The sequence below is a fragment of the uncultured Acinetobacter sp. genome (assembly GCF_947624825.1).
In the GTDB taxonomy this organism is placed as follows: Bacteria; Pseudomonadota; Gammaproteobacteria; order Pseudomonadales; family Moraxellaceae; genus Acinetobacter.
The window spans coordinates 93,044-109,930 of record NZ_CANQLZ010000001.1 but is presented as its reverse complement, the minus strand read 5'-3'; the positions used below and the strand labels follow the sequence as shown (position 1 = coordinate 109,930).

Sequence of the window (16,887 nt, the reverse complement as noted above, 5' to 3'; positions counted from 1 at the left end):
AACTATAATCTTCAGTCTATTCAGTTGATGAATGTTTGTCATTGACCCTGACATATTACACGACGTTAAGGAAAATAAATATGCGCTATATCGATCCAAATCAGCCGGGCTCAAAAGTACAGTTTAAAGCTCAATACGACAACTTTATTGGTGGCGAATGGGTAAAACCCGTTAAAGGTGAATATTTTGACAATATCTCGCCAGTAGACGGCAAAGTGTTTACCAAAGTGCCACGTTCTTCTGCTGAAGATATTGAAATTGCACTTGATGCTGCACATAAAGCCAAGGATGCTTGGGGCAAAACCTCTCCAACTGAACGTGCCAATATTTTACTTAAAATTGCTGATCGTCTTGAAGCCAACTTAGAAACTTTGGCCGTGGCTGAAACGTGGGACAACGGCAAACCAATTCGTGAAACTTTAGCTGCAGATATTCCACTGACCATTGATCATTTCCGTTATTTTGCCAGCTGTATCCGTACCCAAGAAGGTGGCATTTCTGAAATTGACCAAGATACCGTTGCTTATCATTTTCATGAGCCACTTGGTGTTGTCGGCCAAATTATTCCGTGGAACTTCCCCATCTTAATGGCGGCATGGAAATTGGCACCTGCTTTAGCAGCGGGCAACTGTATTGTATTAAAACCGGCTGAACAAACTCCTGTTAGTATTTTGGTGTTAGCAGAATTAATCCAAGATTTGCTTCCTGCTGGTGTACTCAATATTGTCAATGGTTATGGGGTTGAAGTGGGTCGTCCACTCGCAACCAATCCACGTATTGCTAAAATTGCCTTTACCGGTTCAACGGCGGTGGGTCAATTGATCATGCAATATGCAACGGAAAATATTATTCCGGTGACCTTAGAGTTAGGTGGTAAATCACCAAACATTTTCTTTGGCGATATTTTAGATCAAGAAGACGAGTTCTTAGATAAAGCTTTAGAAGGCTTTGCCATGTTTGCCTTAAACCAAGGCGAAATTTGTACGTGCCCTTCACGCGCCTTGGTTCAAGAAAGTATTGCTGATCAATTTTTAGAGATGGCGGTTGAGCGTGTTAAACGTATTAAAACTGGTCATCCACTAGACACTACCACCATGATTGGTGCACAAGCTTCACAAGAACAACAAGATAAAATCTTAGGTTGTATTGCGACAGGTCGTGAAGAAGGTGCGCAGGTGTTAACCGGTGGTGGCGCGCGTCACGAAGTGGGTGAAGGTTTTTATATTGAGCCAACCATTTTTAAAGGTCATAACAGCATGAAAACCTTCCAAGAAGAAATTTTTGGACCGGTACTTGCAGTGACCACATTTAAAGATTTTGAAGATGCGATTAAAATTGCCAATGACACCATTTATGGTTTAGGCGCAGGGGTTTGGTCACGCTCAACCCATACTGCTTACCGTGCCGGTCGTGCAATTCAGGCCGGTCGCGTATGGACCAATTGCTACCATATTTATCCAGCGCATGCAGCCTTTGGTGGTTACAAAAAATCAGGTATTGGCCGTGAAAACCATAAAATGATGCTTGATCATTACCAACAAACCAAGAACTTGTTGGTGAGTTACTCAACTAAACCTGCAGGTTTCTTCTAAAACCCAGCATAAAAATAGCGAACCTTGGGTTCGCTATTTTTTTAACTGATTTTTAAGCGTTTAATAATTGTTTAAATTTAGCATGTGTGATGAAGCATGGCCTTTTTTAAACCCTCAACCAATATTTTAGAATTTTGTGGCTTGACTTATAAACATAATGAAGATATTGATTAGGCTATTTAGCCGCCATACGAATGGCTCCATCAAAGCGAATTACTTCACCATTTAAATAGCTGTTTTCAATAATATGTGCCGCTAATTTGGCAAATTCATCTGGCTGCGCCAAACGATTTGGAAATGGCACCATCGCCCCTAAGGCTTGTTGCACATGTTCAGGCATGGCCGCAATCATGGGGGTGTGCATAATACCGGGGGCAATGGTCATCACCCGAATGGCATCGCGTGCTAACTCGCGTGCTAAAGGCAAGGTCATGGCGACAATTGCACCTTTAGATGCAGCATAAGCAGTTTGTCCAATTTGCCCCTCATAAGCGGCAACAGATGCGGTATTAATAATCACACCGCGCTCTTGATCCTGCAATTCTTGACGGGCCATCACTTGTGCGGCAAAACGCAACATATTAAATGTGCCTGTGACATTAATATCGAGTACTTTTTGAAACAGGCTTAAGCCGTGCAAGCCATCTCGACCTAAAACTTTGGCAGAAGGTGCAATACCGGCACAATTAACCAAAATATCTAAACGCCCTTCTTGTTGTTTTAATTGTTCAAAGAATGCAGCGACCTGTGGTTCTTGCGTGACATCTAAACTGGCAAAGCGGGCTTGATCACCTAATTGTGCTTGTACAGCTTGACCTTGTTCGGCATTTAAATCGACCAATACCACTTGGGCGCCTTGTGTCATTAAATATCGCGCAGTGGCTTCACCTAAACCCGATGCGCCACCTGTTACTACAGCCACTTTTCCTTGAATGTGCATGTTATTGTTCCTCATATTGTTGCACTCGACTTAAGCCTCAGAGTAATCAGTCTGCTTTTTAAGTACAATTTCCAAAACATGCAGCCGTCGTGATGGATTTGGACAATACACAATAAGGACAATCAGGTGAGCCATAGACCCGAGCACAGTATTTGTATCAGTCTTGTGCATGAAGCTTTGCAATCGGCAAAAGCACAAAGTATAGACACGAATTTGCTGTTACAACGCGCCAATATTGCAGTGGAGCTGCTTGCTTTACCTCAAGCACGGGTTACGATTACCAACTACGCACAGCTTTGGATTGCGATTGCAGATGCAATGAATGATGAATTTTTTGGCCTCGATCGCCGCGCTTTAAAACGTGGTAGTTTTCAACTTTTAACCAAATGGTTAATTCATTGCAAAACCATTCAACATGCCATTGAAGAAACTTTGCAATTTTTTAATGTATGTTTTGAAGATGTATATGGTGAATTGCGCTTAGTACAAAATAGCGCACAGATTGTGATTGTAGATCAACATCCAAGGCAATCTATGTTTGCTTATGCCTGTTATTGGATGCTCATTCACACCTTAATGTGCTGGCTCAGTGGTCAACGTATTGTGTTAAATTGGATGTCTGTTCAAAGCAGCATGCCACTTGCACACGCTGACTATCAAACCCGCTTTTGTTCCGATATTCGCTATGAAAGTGCTGAAAATATCTTAAGCTTTTCGGTAGATTATTTAAGCTTAACCATTAAGCAAGATGCCCACTCACGTGATCAGTTTTTACAAGCCACCCCGGCCAATTTATTGGTACGCTTTAAAAACCCTGCTGCTTTAAGCCAACAGATTCGTAAAAAATTTTTACATACAGCACCGCAACATTGGTTGGAATTTCGTGCTTTGGCGCATGCACTGCATATGTCTGAGGCCACTTTACAACGGCGCTTAAGAGCAGAAGGAACCAGCTATCAACAACTTAAAAATGAGATTCGTTGCGAGCGTGCTATTTTACTGTTAAAACAACCCCATTTAAGCTTGCAACACATTAGTGAACAACTCAATTTTCATGACCCAAGTGCCTTTTATCGTGCTTTTAAAAAGTGGACCGGTTTACAGCCAAGTTATTATCGCTCACAAAAATTAAAGCAATGATAAAAATCATCTGCCAAGTGTTTTTTATGACTGACCATTCATCTTAATCGCTTTGCCAAGCACTCGATTTTAGGTTAAATTTTGCCCAAATTTTAAGCCCTATGCACCGTGTATGGGCTTAGATGCTTCGCTTTTATCACCTGATTTAAGGTTTATTCATGCTTAAGATGACTGACGTACTGTCACATAACCTCGTACAGAACTTCACCCAAGGTTTTTCATCATTGTCTGCTGCACAACTTGATGAACAACTGAATCAAAGCATTTTAAATGCCTCAGACCATGCTTTAGCGCGTGCAGTTGCTGCATTTTTTGAACGTCCTGATGCCTTACAAAGCGCATCGGCTTTAGATATTAGCTTAGATGCAATTCAAGCCTTAAAACAAGGTATTGCACTTAAAGCTGAATATTTAAGCGATACCTTAAAGATTGCTGCTTTATGTTTGGCACTTGAAACCAATGCCTTAGATCAGCTTGATATTGCTGAACCCTTACAAGATTTTCCAATCTAAAAAAAGCGACCCTTTGGTCGCTTTTTTGTGTGCTGTTTAATGTGGCCATTGCCCTAAAGTGACACGGTCATTGCCACCATAATCTTTCACGGTACGCACCTGTTTATAGCCGGCTTGGCGGAATAAATGCTGCACTGCATCGCCTTGATCATAACCATGTTCAAGCACTACCCAACCATTGACAGTCAGGTGCTTTTTGGCGTTTACAATAATTTCGGCCAAATCGGCTAAGCCTTGTTGCTCCGCCACCAAAGCACGGCGCGGCTCAGTGGCCAAAGCCTGCATATGCACATCTTTTGCATCAATATAAGGTGGATTAGAGACAATCGCATCAAAAAATTGACGACCAAAAGGTTTAAACCACGAACCTAGCACAAATTCAACTTCAGTTAAATCATGCTTGTCGGCATTAAATTTCGCCACTTCAAGCGTAGGCGCATAGATATCTGAAGCCGTAATTTTCCATGTTGCACGTTCAGATGCCAAAGATAATGCAATTGCACCTGTGCCTGTACCTAAATCTACCACTCGTGCATCTTCAGGTAAATCTAGCTTTAACACGGTTTCTACCAAGACTTCTGTGTCAGGACGTGGCACCAAAGTATCTTGGGTGACTTTGAGATCAAGCGTCCAAAATGGCTGTGAACCGGTCACATACGCCAATGGCTCACCTGCTTCAATGCGTTGCAGCGCAGCTTTATAGGCTGCTTCTTGCTCAGGGGTTAATGCTTGATCCTTTTTCATGATTAAATCAAAAGAATCAATGTTGGTAATATGTTCAAGCAACCATGCATTTTCTTGGCGCTCGTAACTCTCCGCTTCCCCACGTAAGGCCAAAGCCTGTGCAATATTCAATTAACCACCATTTTGTTGAGCAAGCATTGCCAATTGATCTGCTTGGTATTCACGATGCAAGCTGTCTAAAAGCTCGTTTAAATCACCTTCCATCACCGCATCTAACTTATATAAGGTTAAGTTAATACGATGATCGGTCATACGACCTTGTGGATAGTTATACGTACGAATACGTTCTGAACGATCACCTGAACCCACCAAATCACGGCGCATTTCAGAGGTTGCAGCATCCGCAACAGCACGTTTGGCATTTTCTAAACGTGAGACCAATAAAGCCATCGCTTTGGCTTTATTTTTATGCTGAGAACGTTGATCCTGACATTCCACTACTGTGCCTGTTGGCAAATGGGTAATACGAACAGCAGAGTCAGTTTTGTTAATATGCTGACCACCAGCACCCGAAGCACGGTAAGTATCAATACGCAATTCAGATGGATTAATTTCAACAGTCGTATCAACATCAATTTCAGGCAAAATCGCCACGGTACATGCCGAAGTATGTACACGACCTTGTGATTCTGTGGCAGGAACACGCTGTACACGATGCGCGCCACTTTCAAATTTTAAGCGACCATACACCCCTTCACCGTTAATCAGGCAAATGATTTCTTTATAACCGCCATGTTCACCTTCATTTTCAGACAGGATATCAATACGCCAACCTTTAGCTTCGGCATACTTACTATACATACGGTATAAATCACCTGAGAAAATCGCGGCTTCATCACCACCGGTTCCAGCACGGATCTCTAAATAAGCAGAGTTAGCATCATTTGGATCTTTGGGAATCATGAGGATATTTAAATCAGCTTCAAGTGACTCAATCACCGCTTTATTTTCTTTGATTTCCTCAACTGCCATTTCTTTAAAGTCAGGGTCACTGAGCATGGCCTGTGCAGTTTCAATATCTGCTTCGGCTTGTCTGTATTTACTCCAAACTGCTGTAATTTCTGTTAAGTCATTGTGTTCACGAGACAGTTGGCGAAAACGTTTATTATCAGAAATCACCTCAATATCAGCCAATAATGCGGTCAGTTCTTCATGACGGTCGGACAATTGATCCAAACGTAAGCGTAAAGATTCTTTCATGGGAAAATTATTCTCAAAATAGGACGGCTTGCGCCCTGTGTATGACACATTGCGCCTAGTTTACCTATTCTTGGATTCAAAAGACATCTTTGCCCCGATTCAAGCTTTATTTTTCAAGGCATTTGACACAAAATTTATCTTGTTTATTTTTTGCACATTGCTGTTAATTTAGTCGATATTTCACATATTTCTCCACAATTTTAATCAAAGCTATACAAACAAGATCGCTTTTGTCGCAGACCTCCTTAGATTCTCCATATTTTTTTGTAGATCGCCTGTTAAATTAGCCGCATTGAAATTATTTTACTTTTGGTCCATGTGGACATGGAGTTTGCCATGAAATTAAATGCCTTATTAATGGGTGCTGTGATTGCAGCAGGTTCAATGTTTACTGTGTCAGCACATGCTGATAGTGCAGCGCGTGTTGCAGCGGCAAGTGCATTAGGCAGCGTTGCAGGTACGGCATTGGGCAAAAATTTAGGTGGCACAACTGGTGCAACCATTGGTGCAGCACTAGGTGGTGCAGGTGGTGCGGCAGTTGCAAGCAATAAGAGAAATCGTACCGAATCTGCCATTGGTGGTGCATTGGGTGGTGGTGCAGGTTATACCGTAGGTAAAAATATGGGCGGCACCAATGGTGGTTATGTAGGTTCAGCTTTAGGTGCCGCAGGTGGTGCAGCCTTAGGTAATAAAATTGCCAAAGATAAAGCCGCAGAGCGACGTGCCGAACAACGCGCACAAAAGCGTTGGAAAAAGCGCCGTTATGATTAAAAAAAGCAGCCATTAGGCTGCTTTTTTAATGTCTTGTTTTAAGCCTATGGCTCTAGCGATACTTTAAACATGATGCTCCATATAGCTTTAGACCTTTGAGCACACTGTAAAGCTATTTACTTATCGCCTTATGGTGATCAAGCAAGTTCATCAAATACTCTCGATATACAAAGTACAGCTTATATCGTAATATTTCGATAAACACCACAGCTTGAGATTATCATGCGTCGTTTAGCCCATACTGAGTTTTCTATTTTAGAACTTGCTCCCGTCCGTACCGATCATTCCATCCAAGATGCCCTAAACCATGCTTTAGCGTTGGCACAACATGCCGAAAAATTAAAATTTCGCCGCTTATGGCTAGCCGAACATCATAATATGTCCGGTATTGCCAGTTCTGCGACCAGTGTTTTAATGGGTTATCTGCTTGCCAACACCCAACATTTAACCATTGGTTCAGGTGGTGTGATGCTGCCCAATCACGCCCCGTTAGTGGTTGCTGAACAATTTGGTACCTTAGCCACGCTGTATCCTCATCGTGTAGAATTGGGTTTAGGTCGTGCACCCGGAACCGATGCGTACACCATGCGTGCTTTACGCCGCGGTCATCAAGAAAGTGAAGATCAATTTCCACAAGATGTATTGGAAATTTTGCAGTATTTTAAAGCTCCTGAAGCCAATCAACGTATTATTGCAACCCCAGGACAAAGTACGCATGTACCGGTATGGTTATTGGGTTCTAGCTTATTTAGTGCACAACTGGCAGCGCGTTTAGGTTTGCCCTACTCGTTTGCATCGCACTTTGCCCCACGTATGCTCGGTCAAGCAATTCAATTGTACCGTGACAATTTCCAGCCTTCTGAATATTTAAGCCAACCTTATGTATCGATGGGTGTACCCACCATCATTGCCAAGACAGATGAAGAAGCACAGTATTTAGCCACTACACCCTATCAACGTATCTTAAATATGTTGCGTGGCACCCGTGGACATTTACCTAAACCAGTTAAAAGCATGGATGGACGATGGTCGTTAAGTGAGCAACGTGCGGTACAAGATTTCTATGCGTTGGCACAAATTGGCTCAGTGGATACTGTACGTCAGGGTCTGCAAAAACTGCTTGAACAATATGCAGTAGATGAGTTGATTTTCACCTGTGATATTTATGATACCGAGCAACGTTTAGATAATTTTAGTGCTTTAAGCGATATGAAATAGCGCTAATTGGTATTTATATACAAACAAACACCATTTATTTAAATGATAATGGTGTTTTTTTTTAGACATTTTAAAACTAATTCACCCAAATTGATTAAAATTTAATCAATCAAACAGGTTAAATTGGTGGTTTCACCCCTATTTTGCTGTGTATGACAGAGGACTATATTCTTTGATTTATATATTTTTTGTCTTAATGATGGAATTAAACCAGCCACCCCATGGATGGCTGAATATGCAGATTAACTAATACGACGTTTTAATCCAGTCATCTGTAAAACACGCGTTGAAATCTCTTCAATTGACATCTCAGACACGTTCAAATACTTAATACCTTCTGAGATATAGATGCCTTCTATGGCACGCAATTCCATTTGGCACTGGCTAAAGCTTGCATAACGACTGTTGGCTTTGCGTTCATTACGAATCGCCACCAAACGATCTGCATCAATCATCAAACCAAACAATTTGTTTTTATGCGGACGTAACACCGCAGGTAAACGGTTGTCATCTAAGTCTTCTTCGGTCAATGGGTAGTTGGCCACACGAATACCAAATTGCAACGATAAATAGATTGAAGTGGGGGTTTTACCCGAGCGAGATACACCAATCAGGATCAAATCAGCTTTGTCATAGTGACGTGTACGTGCGCCATCATCATTATCAAGGGCAAAATGCACCGCATCAATACGCGCCTTATACGATTCTGAGTTGGTCACTGCATGGGTTTGGCCGACCAAAGTTGTAGGCTGCGTACCCAATTCTTCTGAGAGTTTACTGATCAACCCTTCAAAAACGTCTAGGTTAATGGCGTTGGCAGTATTGATAATATCACGCACATCTTTATCAACTAAGGTATCAAATACTAAGGGTTTTTGACCATCGGTATCGGCACGTTGATTGATCTCAGCCACCACATTCATGGCTGCTTCTTCTGAGCTAATATACGGGATGATATGGATATCAAAATCCACATGGGGAAACTGCGCCAGAAGCGAGTGACCTAACGTTTCTGCCGTAATTGCAGTGCCATCAGAAATGAAAAATACACTGCGCTTAATCGGTTTCTCGTCTGACATCAACTTTTCTCCTTAAATATTTGTCTAAGTGCACGATTATCTTTATAGTAAACCCATCTTACATGAGTCGCTTAGTAAAAATATACAAACTAAGCTTTTTCATAAAATCATGCCTAGATAGGGATTTATACTGCAAAAAGTGGAGTAACAACTTTGGAAGCGCGCGTAATTGGTCTGGAAAAATTAGGAAAACACGACGTTGAACTCGTGGGTGGCAAAAACTCATCTTTAGGTGAAATGATTAGCCATTTAGCTAACGCTGGTGTATCTGTACCAGGTGGCTTTGCAACAACAGCAGAAGCTTATCGTGAATTCCTCGAGCAAAGTGGCTTAAACGCCAAAATTAATGCTGAGCTTGCTGCACTCAACGTAGATGACGTGAATGCACTGGCTGAAACAGGCGCCAAAATCCGTCAATGGATTGTTGACACTCCACTGACTGCAGGTTTAGAACAAGAAGTTCGTACTGCATTTGCAGAACTTTCAAATGGCAACCCTGACATTGCGGTTGCGGTACGTTCATCTGCAACAGCAGAAGACTTACCCGATGCTTCTTTTGCAGGTCAGCAAGAAACATTCTTAAATATCCGTGGCATTGACAATGTATTGATTGCAATTAAAGAAGTATTTGCATCTTTATACAATGACCGTGCGATTTCTTACCGTGTACACCAAAACTTTGCCCATGACGTGGTTGCGTTATCTGCGGGTATTCAACGCATGGTACGTTCTGAAACGGGCGCTGCGGGTGTAATGTTTACCCTAGATACAGAATCAGGCTTCCGTGATGCGGTGTTTATTACTGCGTCTTATGGTTTGGGTGAAATGGTCGTTCAAGGTGCTGTAAACCCTGACGAATTTTACATCTCTAAACCGCTTTTAAATGCAGGTAAGCACGCGATTTTACGTCGTAACTTAGGTTCTAAACATCAAAAGATGATTTACAGCCAAGATGCTTCTGCAGGTAAATCTGTGTCTATCGTTGATGTCGACAAAGCTGAACGTCAACAATTCGCTCTAAACGACCAAGAGTTACAAGAGCTTGCTAAACAAGCCTTGATCATCGAAAACCATTACGGTGCGCCAATGGACATCGAATGGGCAAAAGATGGTGATGACGGTGAAATCTACATCGTTCAAGCACGTCCTGAAACAGTAAAAAGCCGTGAAAACGTCGGTACGATGGAACGCTACCTGTTAAAACAAAAAGGTAACGTACTATGCGAAGGTCGTTCAATCGGTCAACGTATTGGTTCAGGTCGCGTACGTATTGTGACTTCTATTAAAGAAATGGACAAAGTACAAGACGGCGACGTACTGGTATCGGACATGACTGACCCAGATTGGGAACCAGTGATGAAACGTGCTGCTGCGATTGTCACCAACCGTGGTGGTCGTACCTGTCACGCAGCAATTATTGCCCGTGAACTTGGTGTACCTGCAATTGTCGGTTGTGGTAATGCCACTGAGCTTTTAACTGACGGTCAAGAAGTGACTGTGTCTTGTGCTGAAGGTGATACTGGTTTCATCTACGAAGGTGCGCTTGATTTTGAGATTCAAAAGAACTCAATCGAATCTATGCCTGCCCTTCCATTTAAAGTAATGATGAACGTAGGTAACCCAGACCGCGCATTTGACTTTGCGCAAATTCCAAACGCAGGTATTGGTCTGGCGCGTTTAGAGTTCATTATTAACCGTATGATCGGTGTGCATCCAAAAGCACTACTTAACATTGATAGCTTACCGCGTGAAACACGTGCAGCTGTGATGGCACGTACTGCAGGTTATGCATCTCCAATCGAGTTTTATGTAGAAAAATTAGTTGAAGGTATTTCAACACTTGCAGCTGCATTTGCTGACAAACCGGTGATCGTACGTATGTCTGACTTTAAGTCAAACGAATACGCAAACTTGATCGGTGGTAAGTTATACGAGCCAGAAGAAGAAAACCCAATGTTAGGTTTCCGTGGTGCAAGCCGCTACGTATCTGACAACTTCCGTGACTGCTTTGAACTTGAATGCCGCGCATTAAAGAAAGTACGTGACGAAATGGGCTTAACCAACGTTCAAATCATGATTCCGTTTGTACGTACAGTGGCTGAAGCAAAACGTGTGATTGAATTGTTAGCGCTTAACGGTTTAACACGTGGCGAAAACGGTCTTAAAGTGATCATGATGTGTGAACTTCCAACGAACGCATTGTTGGCAGATCAGTTCCTTGAACATTTTGATGGTTTCTCTATCGGTTCAAATGACTTAACCCAGTTAACCCTTGGTTTAGACCGTGACTCAGGTATTGTGTCGCATTTGTTTGACGAACGTGATCCTGCGGTAAAAGCATTATTGTCTCTTGCTATTCAAGCATGTCGCAAAGCCGGTAAATATGTAGGTATCTGTGGTCAAGGCCCATCGGATCATCCAGATCTTGCAAAATGGCTCATGGAACAAGGCATTGACTCAGTGTCTTTGAACCCTGACTCAGTATTAGAGACATGGTTCTTCTTAGCTGAAGAAGAAAAAGCTCAACAAGCGTAACAATCTGTGTTAAAAAAAGACCCATCCTTGGGTCTTTTTTTATTTCCCGTTTTTGAGACTAAATTTTTATGCAAATTTATTTGGCACGCAACAATCAACAAGCCGGCCCGTATAGCTTAGAACAGCTCAATCAGATGTTGGCCAGCCAGCAAGTCTTGCTCACCGATTTAGCTTGGCATCAGGGTTTAACTGAGTGGAAAACCTTAGGTGAATTAACTCAAGGCCATATGACTTATCAGCCACAAGGTTATATTGCACCACAAGTCAGCGCTTTTGAACCCAAAGTCGACGCACCCACTGCTGTGCAACCTAGTACTGAACTTGCCTCTATTGGTCAACGTGCGCTTGCCAAAATTTTAGATTTGGTGCTTTGGTTACCAGCCATTGCCATTCCCTCTTTTTTCTTAAGCGCTGAACAGCTTGAACAACTCAGTGCTTTACAACAAAAAATGCAGCAAGCCACCACTTCCACTCAAGCGCAAGATCTCCAAAATCAATTATGGACCTTGGTACCACCTGAAGCATGGCAAGTGATGGGTATATATATTGTCTTGATGTTGATCATTCAAGCGCTGATGATCACCAAAACAGGTCAAAGCTTGGGCAAACGTTTGTGTAAAATTCAAATTGTTGATCAAGACAATCATGAAAAGGTCAGTTTATGGCGCGGCTTTACCTTACGTACCTTTTTGTTTGTGTTTTTAAACCTGATGTTTTTTCCCTTTATCACTTTAGTTGATTATGCCTTTGGATTAAGCCAAAAACGTCAAACACTCCATGACAAACTCGCCAAAACAAAAGTGATTAAGAAACTTAAATAAGAGGTGCTCTGCGCCTCTTTTTCTTTACAGAACCTTGATATTCAAAAAAAATTATAAGATAGGAAATTTAAATCCGAGTAAAAAAATCAGTTTTTAATACAGTCATTTAAAGCATCTTTATATATAGCTTAGTTTGTTGATATAGGGCATAATGCCTCAAACGTAGCGGTGTCTCATGATTGAGAGGTTTTTTCACATCTGAAAAAAAGCTTTTCAACCATGCGACACTTTGATCGCTATCCCATATTATTAGGGAATGGGACTCTTCACCGAGGTTGTAAAATGAGACAAACGACTTTAGCTGTATTGTCTTTATCTGCGATCGCTGCACTCTTAACTGGGTGTGGTGGTGATATGGTACTTCTAAACTCTAAAGGTCCAGTCGCATCAGGTCAGTCTGATTTGATGATGAAAGCGATCTATTTAATGCTATTGGTGGTGATTCCATCTATCGTTATGGCATTATGGTTTGGTTGGAAATATCGCGCGTCAAATAAAGATGCAGACTATAAACCTACATGGGCACATTCAACTGCAATTGAGATTGTAGTTTGGGGTATCCCTGTCATTATTATTGGTATTCTTGCGTACTTAACATGGTGGGGTTCACACCAATATGACCCTTATCGTCCGCTCGATTCTGATAAAAAGCCACTCACAGTTCAAGTGATTGCTGAACAGTTCAAATGGATCTTTATCTACCCTGAACAAAGCATTGCGACAGTAAACGAATTACGCTTCCCAGCTGAAACACCGCTGAGCTTGCGTTTAACGTCTAACTTCACAATGAACTCGTTCTTTATCCCTGCATTATCTGGTCAGATTTATGCAATGGCGGGTATGCAAACACATTTGAATATGTTGGCTGACGAACCAGGTGAATTCCGTGGTTTCTCTTCTAACTATTCAGGTTATGGCTTCTCACAAATGCGCTTTAAAGCTCATGCTGTGACAGATGCACAATTTGCTGAATGGGTATCTGCTGTTCAAGCAGGTAACGGTACTTCAATCAACGCTGACGCAGTTCAAAAAGGCATGTTAGACCAAACTGAATTTGCATCACTACGTGACGGTAACCGTTCAGAGAAACAAATTGCGGCAATGGTTCGTAACGCGAAAACTGATTTAGAGAAGCAGCTTGCTGCGACAGCTGAAGCTGAAGGTGCATACAAAAATCAGCCTCATCCTGTGACTTACTACTCTGCAGTTGAACCTAAGCTGTTTGAATCAGTAATTAACAAATACATGAGCAACTACCATGGCGCCGATCATAAGCCGGCGAGTGCTGTAGAAGCTGTACCTGCACATGATGCTGTTGCTGCTGCTGAAATTGCTGCTGTGAATGCTGAACAACCTGCTTCTTCAGTTGTAGGGGAATAAGACATGAGCTTCTTAGGTAAGTTAAATGTAGACGCGATCCCGTACGATCCAATCGTACAGGTGACCGTTGTCATGATGATTTTAGGTGGTCTTGCAGTTTTTGCAGGGATTACCTATTTCAAAAAATGGGGCTATTTGTGGAACGAATGGTTCACATCAGTCGACCATAAAAAAATTGGTATTATGTACCTTATCGTGTCGATCATCATGTTATTACGTGGTTTCGCCGATGCGATTATGATGCGTCTTCAACTGTTCCTTGCAAAAGGTGGCGGTGAAGGTTATTTGCACCCAGAACACTACGACCAGATTTTCACCGCACACGGTGTGATCATGATTTTCTTCGTGGCGATGGGTCTTGTTGTTGGTCTAATGAACATCTCTGTACCGCTGCAAATCGGTGCACGTGACGTTGCATTCCCATTATTAAACTCGCTTAGCTTTTGGTTATTCGCCGGCTCTGCAGGCTTAATGATGGTGTCTTTAGCTCTTGGTGAGTTCGCGGCAACAGGTTGGATGGCTTATCCACCATTGTCGGGTATCGAATACTCTCCAGGCGTAGGTATGGACTACTACATCTGGGCACTGCAAGTTTCAGGTTTAGGTACGCTATTAACGGGTGTTAACTTCTTCGTTACCATCATCAAAATGCGTGCGCCTGGCATGAAACTTATGGACATGCCGATTTTCACGTGGACATCTTTATGTGCCGCGGTGTTAATCATTGCATCATTCCCTGTATTAACTGCAACAATTGCAATGCTTACCCTTGACCGTTACTTCGGTTTCCACTTCTTTACCAACGACATGGGTGGTAGCCCAATGTTGTATGTAAACTTGATTTGGACATGGGGTCACCCAGAAGTTTACATTCTGATCTTACCTGCATTTGGTATTTTCTCAGAAGTGGTTTCAACGTATTCTCGTAAAACGTTGTTCGGTTATAAATCTATGGTGTATGCAACCATCGCGATCACAGTACTTGCGTTCGTGGTATGGCTACATCACTTCTTTACCATGGGTGCTGGTGCCAACGTTAACGCGTTCTTCGGTATCATGACCATGATTATTGCGATTCCGACTGGTGTGAAAATCTTCTCTTGGTTATTCACCATGTATAAGGGTCGTATTACCTATACAACTCCAATGCTTTGGACACTTGGCTTCCTTGTGACTTTTGGTATCGGTGGTTTAACAGGTGTGTTAATGGCAGTTCCACCAGCGGACTTCCTTGTACACAACTCATTATTCTTGATCGCTCACTTCCATAACGTAATTATTGGTGGTGTGGTGTTCGGTATGTTCGCAGGTATCATTTTCTACTGGCCAAAAATGTTTGGTTGGAGCTTAAATGAGACTTGGGGTAAAGCTGCTTTTTGGTTCTGGTTCTTCGGTTTCTACTTTGCATTCATGCCGTTGTATATCCTTGGTTTCATGGGTATGACACGTCGTTTGAATACATATGACAACCCAGAATGGGATCCGTACTTAGCGATTGCGTTCTTCGGTTCGGTTCTTATCTTGTTCGGTATTCTTTGCTTCATTATGCAAATTGTAGTTGGTTTCTTACAACGCAACCAACGTATCGACTATACGGGCGATCCATGGGATGGTCGTACTTTAGAATGGGCAACAGCTTCTCCTGCTCCGTTTTATAACTTTGCGCATCTTCCAAAAATCAATGGTATTGATACGTTCTGGAATGACAAAGAAAATGGTATTGCGTATGCAAAACCAACTAAGTACGAAGACATCCATATGCCAACAAATCGTGCTGCTGGTGTTGTGATTGGTGGTCTTCTCACCGTCATGGGCTTTGCATTGGTTTGGCACATTTGGTGGTTAGCTATCGCAACTTTCGTTGGTTCGATCATTGCCTTCATCGTTTCTTCTTTCACGAAGAAAGTGGACTACTATGTTCCTGCAGCTGAAGTTGAGCGTATTGAAAACGAACGCTATGCGATTCTTGAAAAACACTTGAAGAAGGACTAAGACAATGGCTGACGTACTTCATCACGACAACCACGGACATGATGAGCATCATCACCACGATGATACTGACATCACGGTCTTTGGTTTTTGGACATATTTGATGAGTGACCTTGTACTTTTTGGTACACTCTTCATTGCGTTCGCTGTATTAAGTAGCCATATTCCTGTGGGTACACCAAGTGCAAAAGATCTGTTTGCAGATTCTTTAGGTTTTGTATTAACTGAAACTTTTGCACTGTTAATCTCTTCTGTAACCTTTGGTTTTGCAGTTCTTGCTGCATATAAAAAAGACGTTGCAAAAGTATTAACATGGTTAGGTATCACTTGGGTATTTGGTGCTATCTTCATTTGCATGGAACTTTATGAATTTCAGCATTTAGTTCATGCAGGTCACGGTCCAAGCGTAAGTGCGTTCTTATCTGCGTTCTTTACTTTAGTTGGTACGCACGGTATTCACGTAACTTCAGGTTTAGTATGGATGCTGGTATTGATGTATCAAATCAAGAAAAATGGTTTGACATTAATCAATTTGCGTCGTCTTGCTTGCCTAAGCTTGTTCTGGCACTTCCTTGACATCGTTTGGATCTGTGTATTCAGCGTCGTTTACTTGATGGGAGTTCTATAATGAGTCACGATCATAACGCAGCTGGTGCTTCTCACGGCAACGTTAAACAATATACGATTGGTTTCATTCTTTCTGTATTACTTACCGTCATTCCATTCGGTATGGTCATGGCAGGTATGCAAGAAACTCAACGTGGTTTAGTGGTTGCTGTTATCGCGATTACTGCTGTTGCGCAGATTCTTGTTCAGTTGGTGTATTTCTTACACATGAACTCGTCGTCTGAACAACGCTGGAACGTGATTGCATTTGTTTATACCATCTTATGTATCGCTGTATTACTCATCGGTTCTGTATGGATTATGAACTACTTACACTACAACATGATGATCTAAACTGGT

The 16,887-nt window shown here is 42.1% G+C and carries 15 protein-coding genes; 11 read left to right on the top strand and 4 right to left on the bottom strand.

Translation table 11 applies throughout. The features are described from left to right. Window positions 1-80 precede the first annotated feature (80 nt). Window positions 81-1,592, top strand: a complete 1,512-nt coding sequence (locus tag Q0017_RS00460) for an aldehyde dehydrogenase family protein (protein WP_298141435.1) — start codon at window positions 81-83, stop codon at window positions 1,590-1,592. Window positions 1,593-1,767: 175 nt separating this feature from the next. Here Q0017_RS00460 and Q0017_RS00455 read toward each other — a convergent pair whose 3' ends face one another. Then, window positions 1,768-2,532: a 3-hydroxyacyl-CoA dehydrogenase gene (locus Q0017_RS00455; RefSeq protein ID WP_298141432.1), complete on the bottom strand. Its 765-nt coding sequence runs from the start codon at window positions 2,530-2,532 to the stop codon at window positions 1,768-1,770. 126 nt (window positions 2,533-2,658) lie between these two features. Between Q0017_RS00455 and Q0017_RS00450 the strand changes: the two genes are divergently transcribed. Continuing rightward, entirely contained in the window at window positions 2,659-3,672 is a 1,014-nt protein-coding gene (locus Q0017_RS00450) for an AraC family transcriptional regulator (protein WP_298141429.1), read from the top strand. Window positions 3,673-3,830: 158 nt separating this feature from the next. Continuing rightward, the gene (locus tag Q0017_RS00445) at window positions 3,831-4,184 is read left to right on the top strand and encodes a hypothetical protein (protein WP_298141426.1); all 354 of its coding nucleotides are present in this window, start codon (window positions 3,831-3,833) and stop codon (window positions 4,182-4,184) included. Window positions 4,185-4,220: 36 nt separating this feature from the next. Here Q0017_RS00445 and prmC read toward each other — a convergent pair whose 3' ends face one another. Both prmC and prfA read right to left on the bottom strand, forming a co-directional pair. Then, entirely contained in the window at window positions 4,221-5,039 is an 819-nt protein-coding gene (gene prmC / locus Q0017_RS00440; protein ID WP_298141423.1) for a peptide chain release factor N(5)-glutamine methyltransferase, read from the bottom strand. Then, the gene (prfA, locus tag Q0017_RS00435) at window positions 5,040-6,128 is read right to left on the bottom strand and encodes a peptide chain release factor 1 (RefSeq protein WP_298141421.1); all 1,089 of its coding nucleotides are present in this window, start codon (window positions 6,126-6,128) and stop codon (window positions 5,040-5,042) included. Window positions 6,129-6,464: 336 nt separating this feature from the next. Here prfA and Q0017_RS00430 point away from each other — a divergent pair, with 336 nt between their 5' ends. Both Q0017_RS00430 and Q0017_RS00425 read left to right on the top strand, forming a co-directional pair. After that, window positions 6,465-6,899, top strand: coding sequence for a glycine zipper domain-containing protein (locus Q0017_RS00430; protein ID WP_298141418.1), 435 nt, complete (start codon window positions 6,465-6,467; stop codon window positions 6,897-6,899). Between the two features lie 222 nt (window positions 6,900-7,121). Further along, window positions 7,122-8,117 carry an LLM class flavin-dependent oxidoreductase gene (locus Q0017_RS00425; protein WP_298141416.1) on the top strand — a complete coding sequence of 332 codons (996 nt, stop codon included), beginning with the start codon at window positions 7,122-7,124 and terminating at the stop codon, window positions 8,115-8,117. 242 nt (window positions 8,118-8,359) lie between these two features. On the opposite strand, the gene Q0017_RS00420 is transcribed toward Q0017_RS00425, so the two are convergent. Further along, window positions 8,360-9,196, bottom strand: coding sequence for a pyruvate, water dikinase regulatory protein (locus Q0017_RS00420; RefSeq protein ID WP_298141413.1), 837 nt, complete (start codon window positions 9,194-9,196; stop codon window positions 8,360-8,362). 153 nt (window positions 9,197-9,349) lie between these two features. On the opposite strand from Q0017_RS00420, the gene ppsA reads away from it, so the two are divergent. The 6 genes from ppsA (at window position 9,350) to cyoD (ending at window position 16,881) form a co-directional block, all read left to right on the top strand. Next, window positions 9,350-11,731, top strand: coding sequence for a phosphoenolpyruvate synthase (gene ppsA, locus Q0017_RS00415; protein WP_298141410.1), 2,382 nt, complete (start codon window positions 9,350-9,352; stop codon window positions 11,729-11,731). A 68-nt stretch (window positions 11,732-11,799) separates the two neighbouring features. Beyond that, window positions 11,800-12,552 carry an RDD family protein gene (locus tag Q0017_RS00410; protein ID WP_298141407.1) on the top strand — a complete coding sequence of 251 codons (753 nt, stop codon included), beginning with the start codon at window positions 11,800-11,802 and terminating at the stop codon, window positions 12,550-12,552. A 282-nt stretch (window positions 12,553-12,834) separates the two neighbouring features. After that, complete coding sequence (gene cyoA, locus Q0017_RS00405; RefSeq protein WP_298141404.1) at window positions 12,835-13,932, top strand: ubiquinol oxidase subunit II; 1,098 nt, start codon at window positions 12,835-12,837, stop codon at window positions 13,930-13,932. 3 nt (window positions 13,933-13,935) lie between these two features. Then, window positions 13,936-15,924, top strand: a complete 1,989-nt coding sequence (cyoB, locus tag Q0017_RS00400; RefSeq protein ID WP_298141401.1) for a cytochrome o ubiquinol oxidase subunit I — start codon at window positions 13,936-13,938, stop codon at window positions 15,922-15,924. A 4-nt stretch (window positions 15,925-15,928) separates the two neighbouring features. Then, window positions 15,929-16,549, top strand: coding sequence for a cytochrome o ubiquinol oxidase subunit III (gene cyoC, locus Q0017_RS00395; protein WP_298141398.1), 621 nt, complete (start codon window positions 15,929-15,931; stop codon window positions 16,547-16,549). Beyond that, window positions 16,546-16,881, top strand: coding sequence for a cytochrome o ubiquinol oxidase subunit IV (gene cyoD / locus Q0017_RS00390; protein WP_297425842.1), 336 nt, complete (start codon window positions 16,546-16,548; stop codon window positions 16,879-16,881). Before cyoC ends, cyoD begins: the two co-directional genes overlap by 4 nt. Window positions 16,882-16,887 lie beyond the last annotated feature (6 nt).

Coding starts and splice junctions, on each gene's coding strand:
- cyoA (WP_298141404.1), top strand. CDS start 12,835: ATGAGACAAACGACTTTAGCTGTATTGTCTTTATCTGCGATCGCTGCA.
- Q0017_RS00420 (WP_298141413.1), bottom strand. CDS start 9,196: ATGTCAGACGAGAAACCGATTAAGCGCAGTGTATTTTTCATTTCTGAT.
- Q0017_RS00460 (WP_298141435.1), top strand. CDS start 81: ATGCGCTATATCGATCCAAATCAGCCGGGCTCAAAAGTACAGTTTAAA.
- Q0017_RS00455 (WP_298141432.1), bottom strand. CDS start 2,532: ATGCACATTCAAGGAAAAGTGGCTGTAGTAACAGGTGGCGCATCGGGT.
- prfA (WP_298141421.1), bottom strand. CDS start 6,128: ATGAAAGAATCTTTACGCTTACGTTTGGATCAATTGTCCGACCGTCAT.
- Q0017_RS00410 (WP_298141407.1), top strand. CDS start 11,800: ATGCAAATTTATTTGGCACGCAACAATCAACAAGCCGGCCCGTATAGC.
- cyoC (WP_298141398.1), top strand. CDS start 15,929: ATGGCTGACGTACTTCATCACGACAACCACGGACATGATGAGCATCAT.
- Q0017_RS00430 (WP_298141418.1), top strand. CDS start 6,465: ATGAAATTAAATGCCTTATTAATGGGTGCTGTGATTGCAGCAGGTTCA.
- Q0017_RS00445 (WP_298141426.1), top strand. CDS start 3,831: ATGCTTAAGATGACTGACGTACTGTCACATAACCTCGTACAGAACTTC.
- cyoB (WP_298141401.1), top strand. CDS start 13,936: ATGAGCTTCTTAGGTAAGTTAAATGTAGACGCGATCCCGTACGATCCA.
- Q0017_RS00425 (WP_298141416.1), top strand. CDS start 7,122: ATGCGTCGTTTAGCCCATACTGAGTTTTCTATTTTAGAACTTGCTCCC.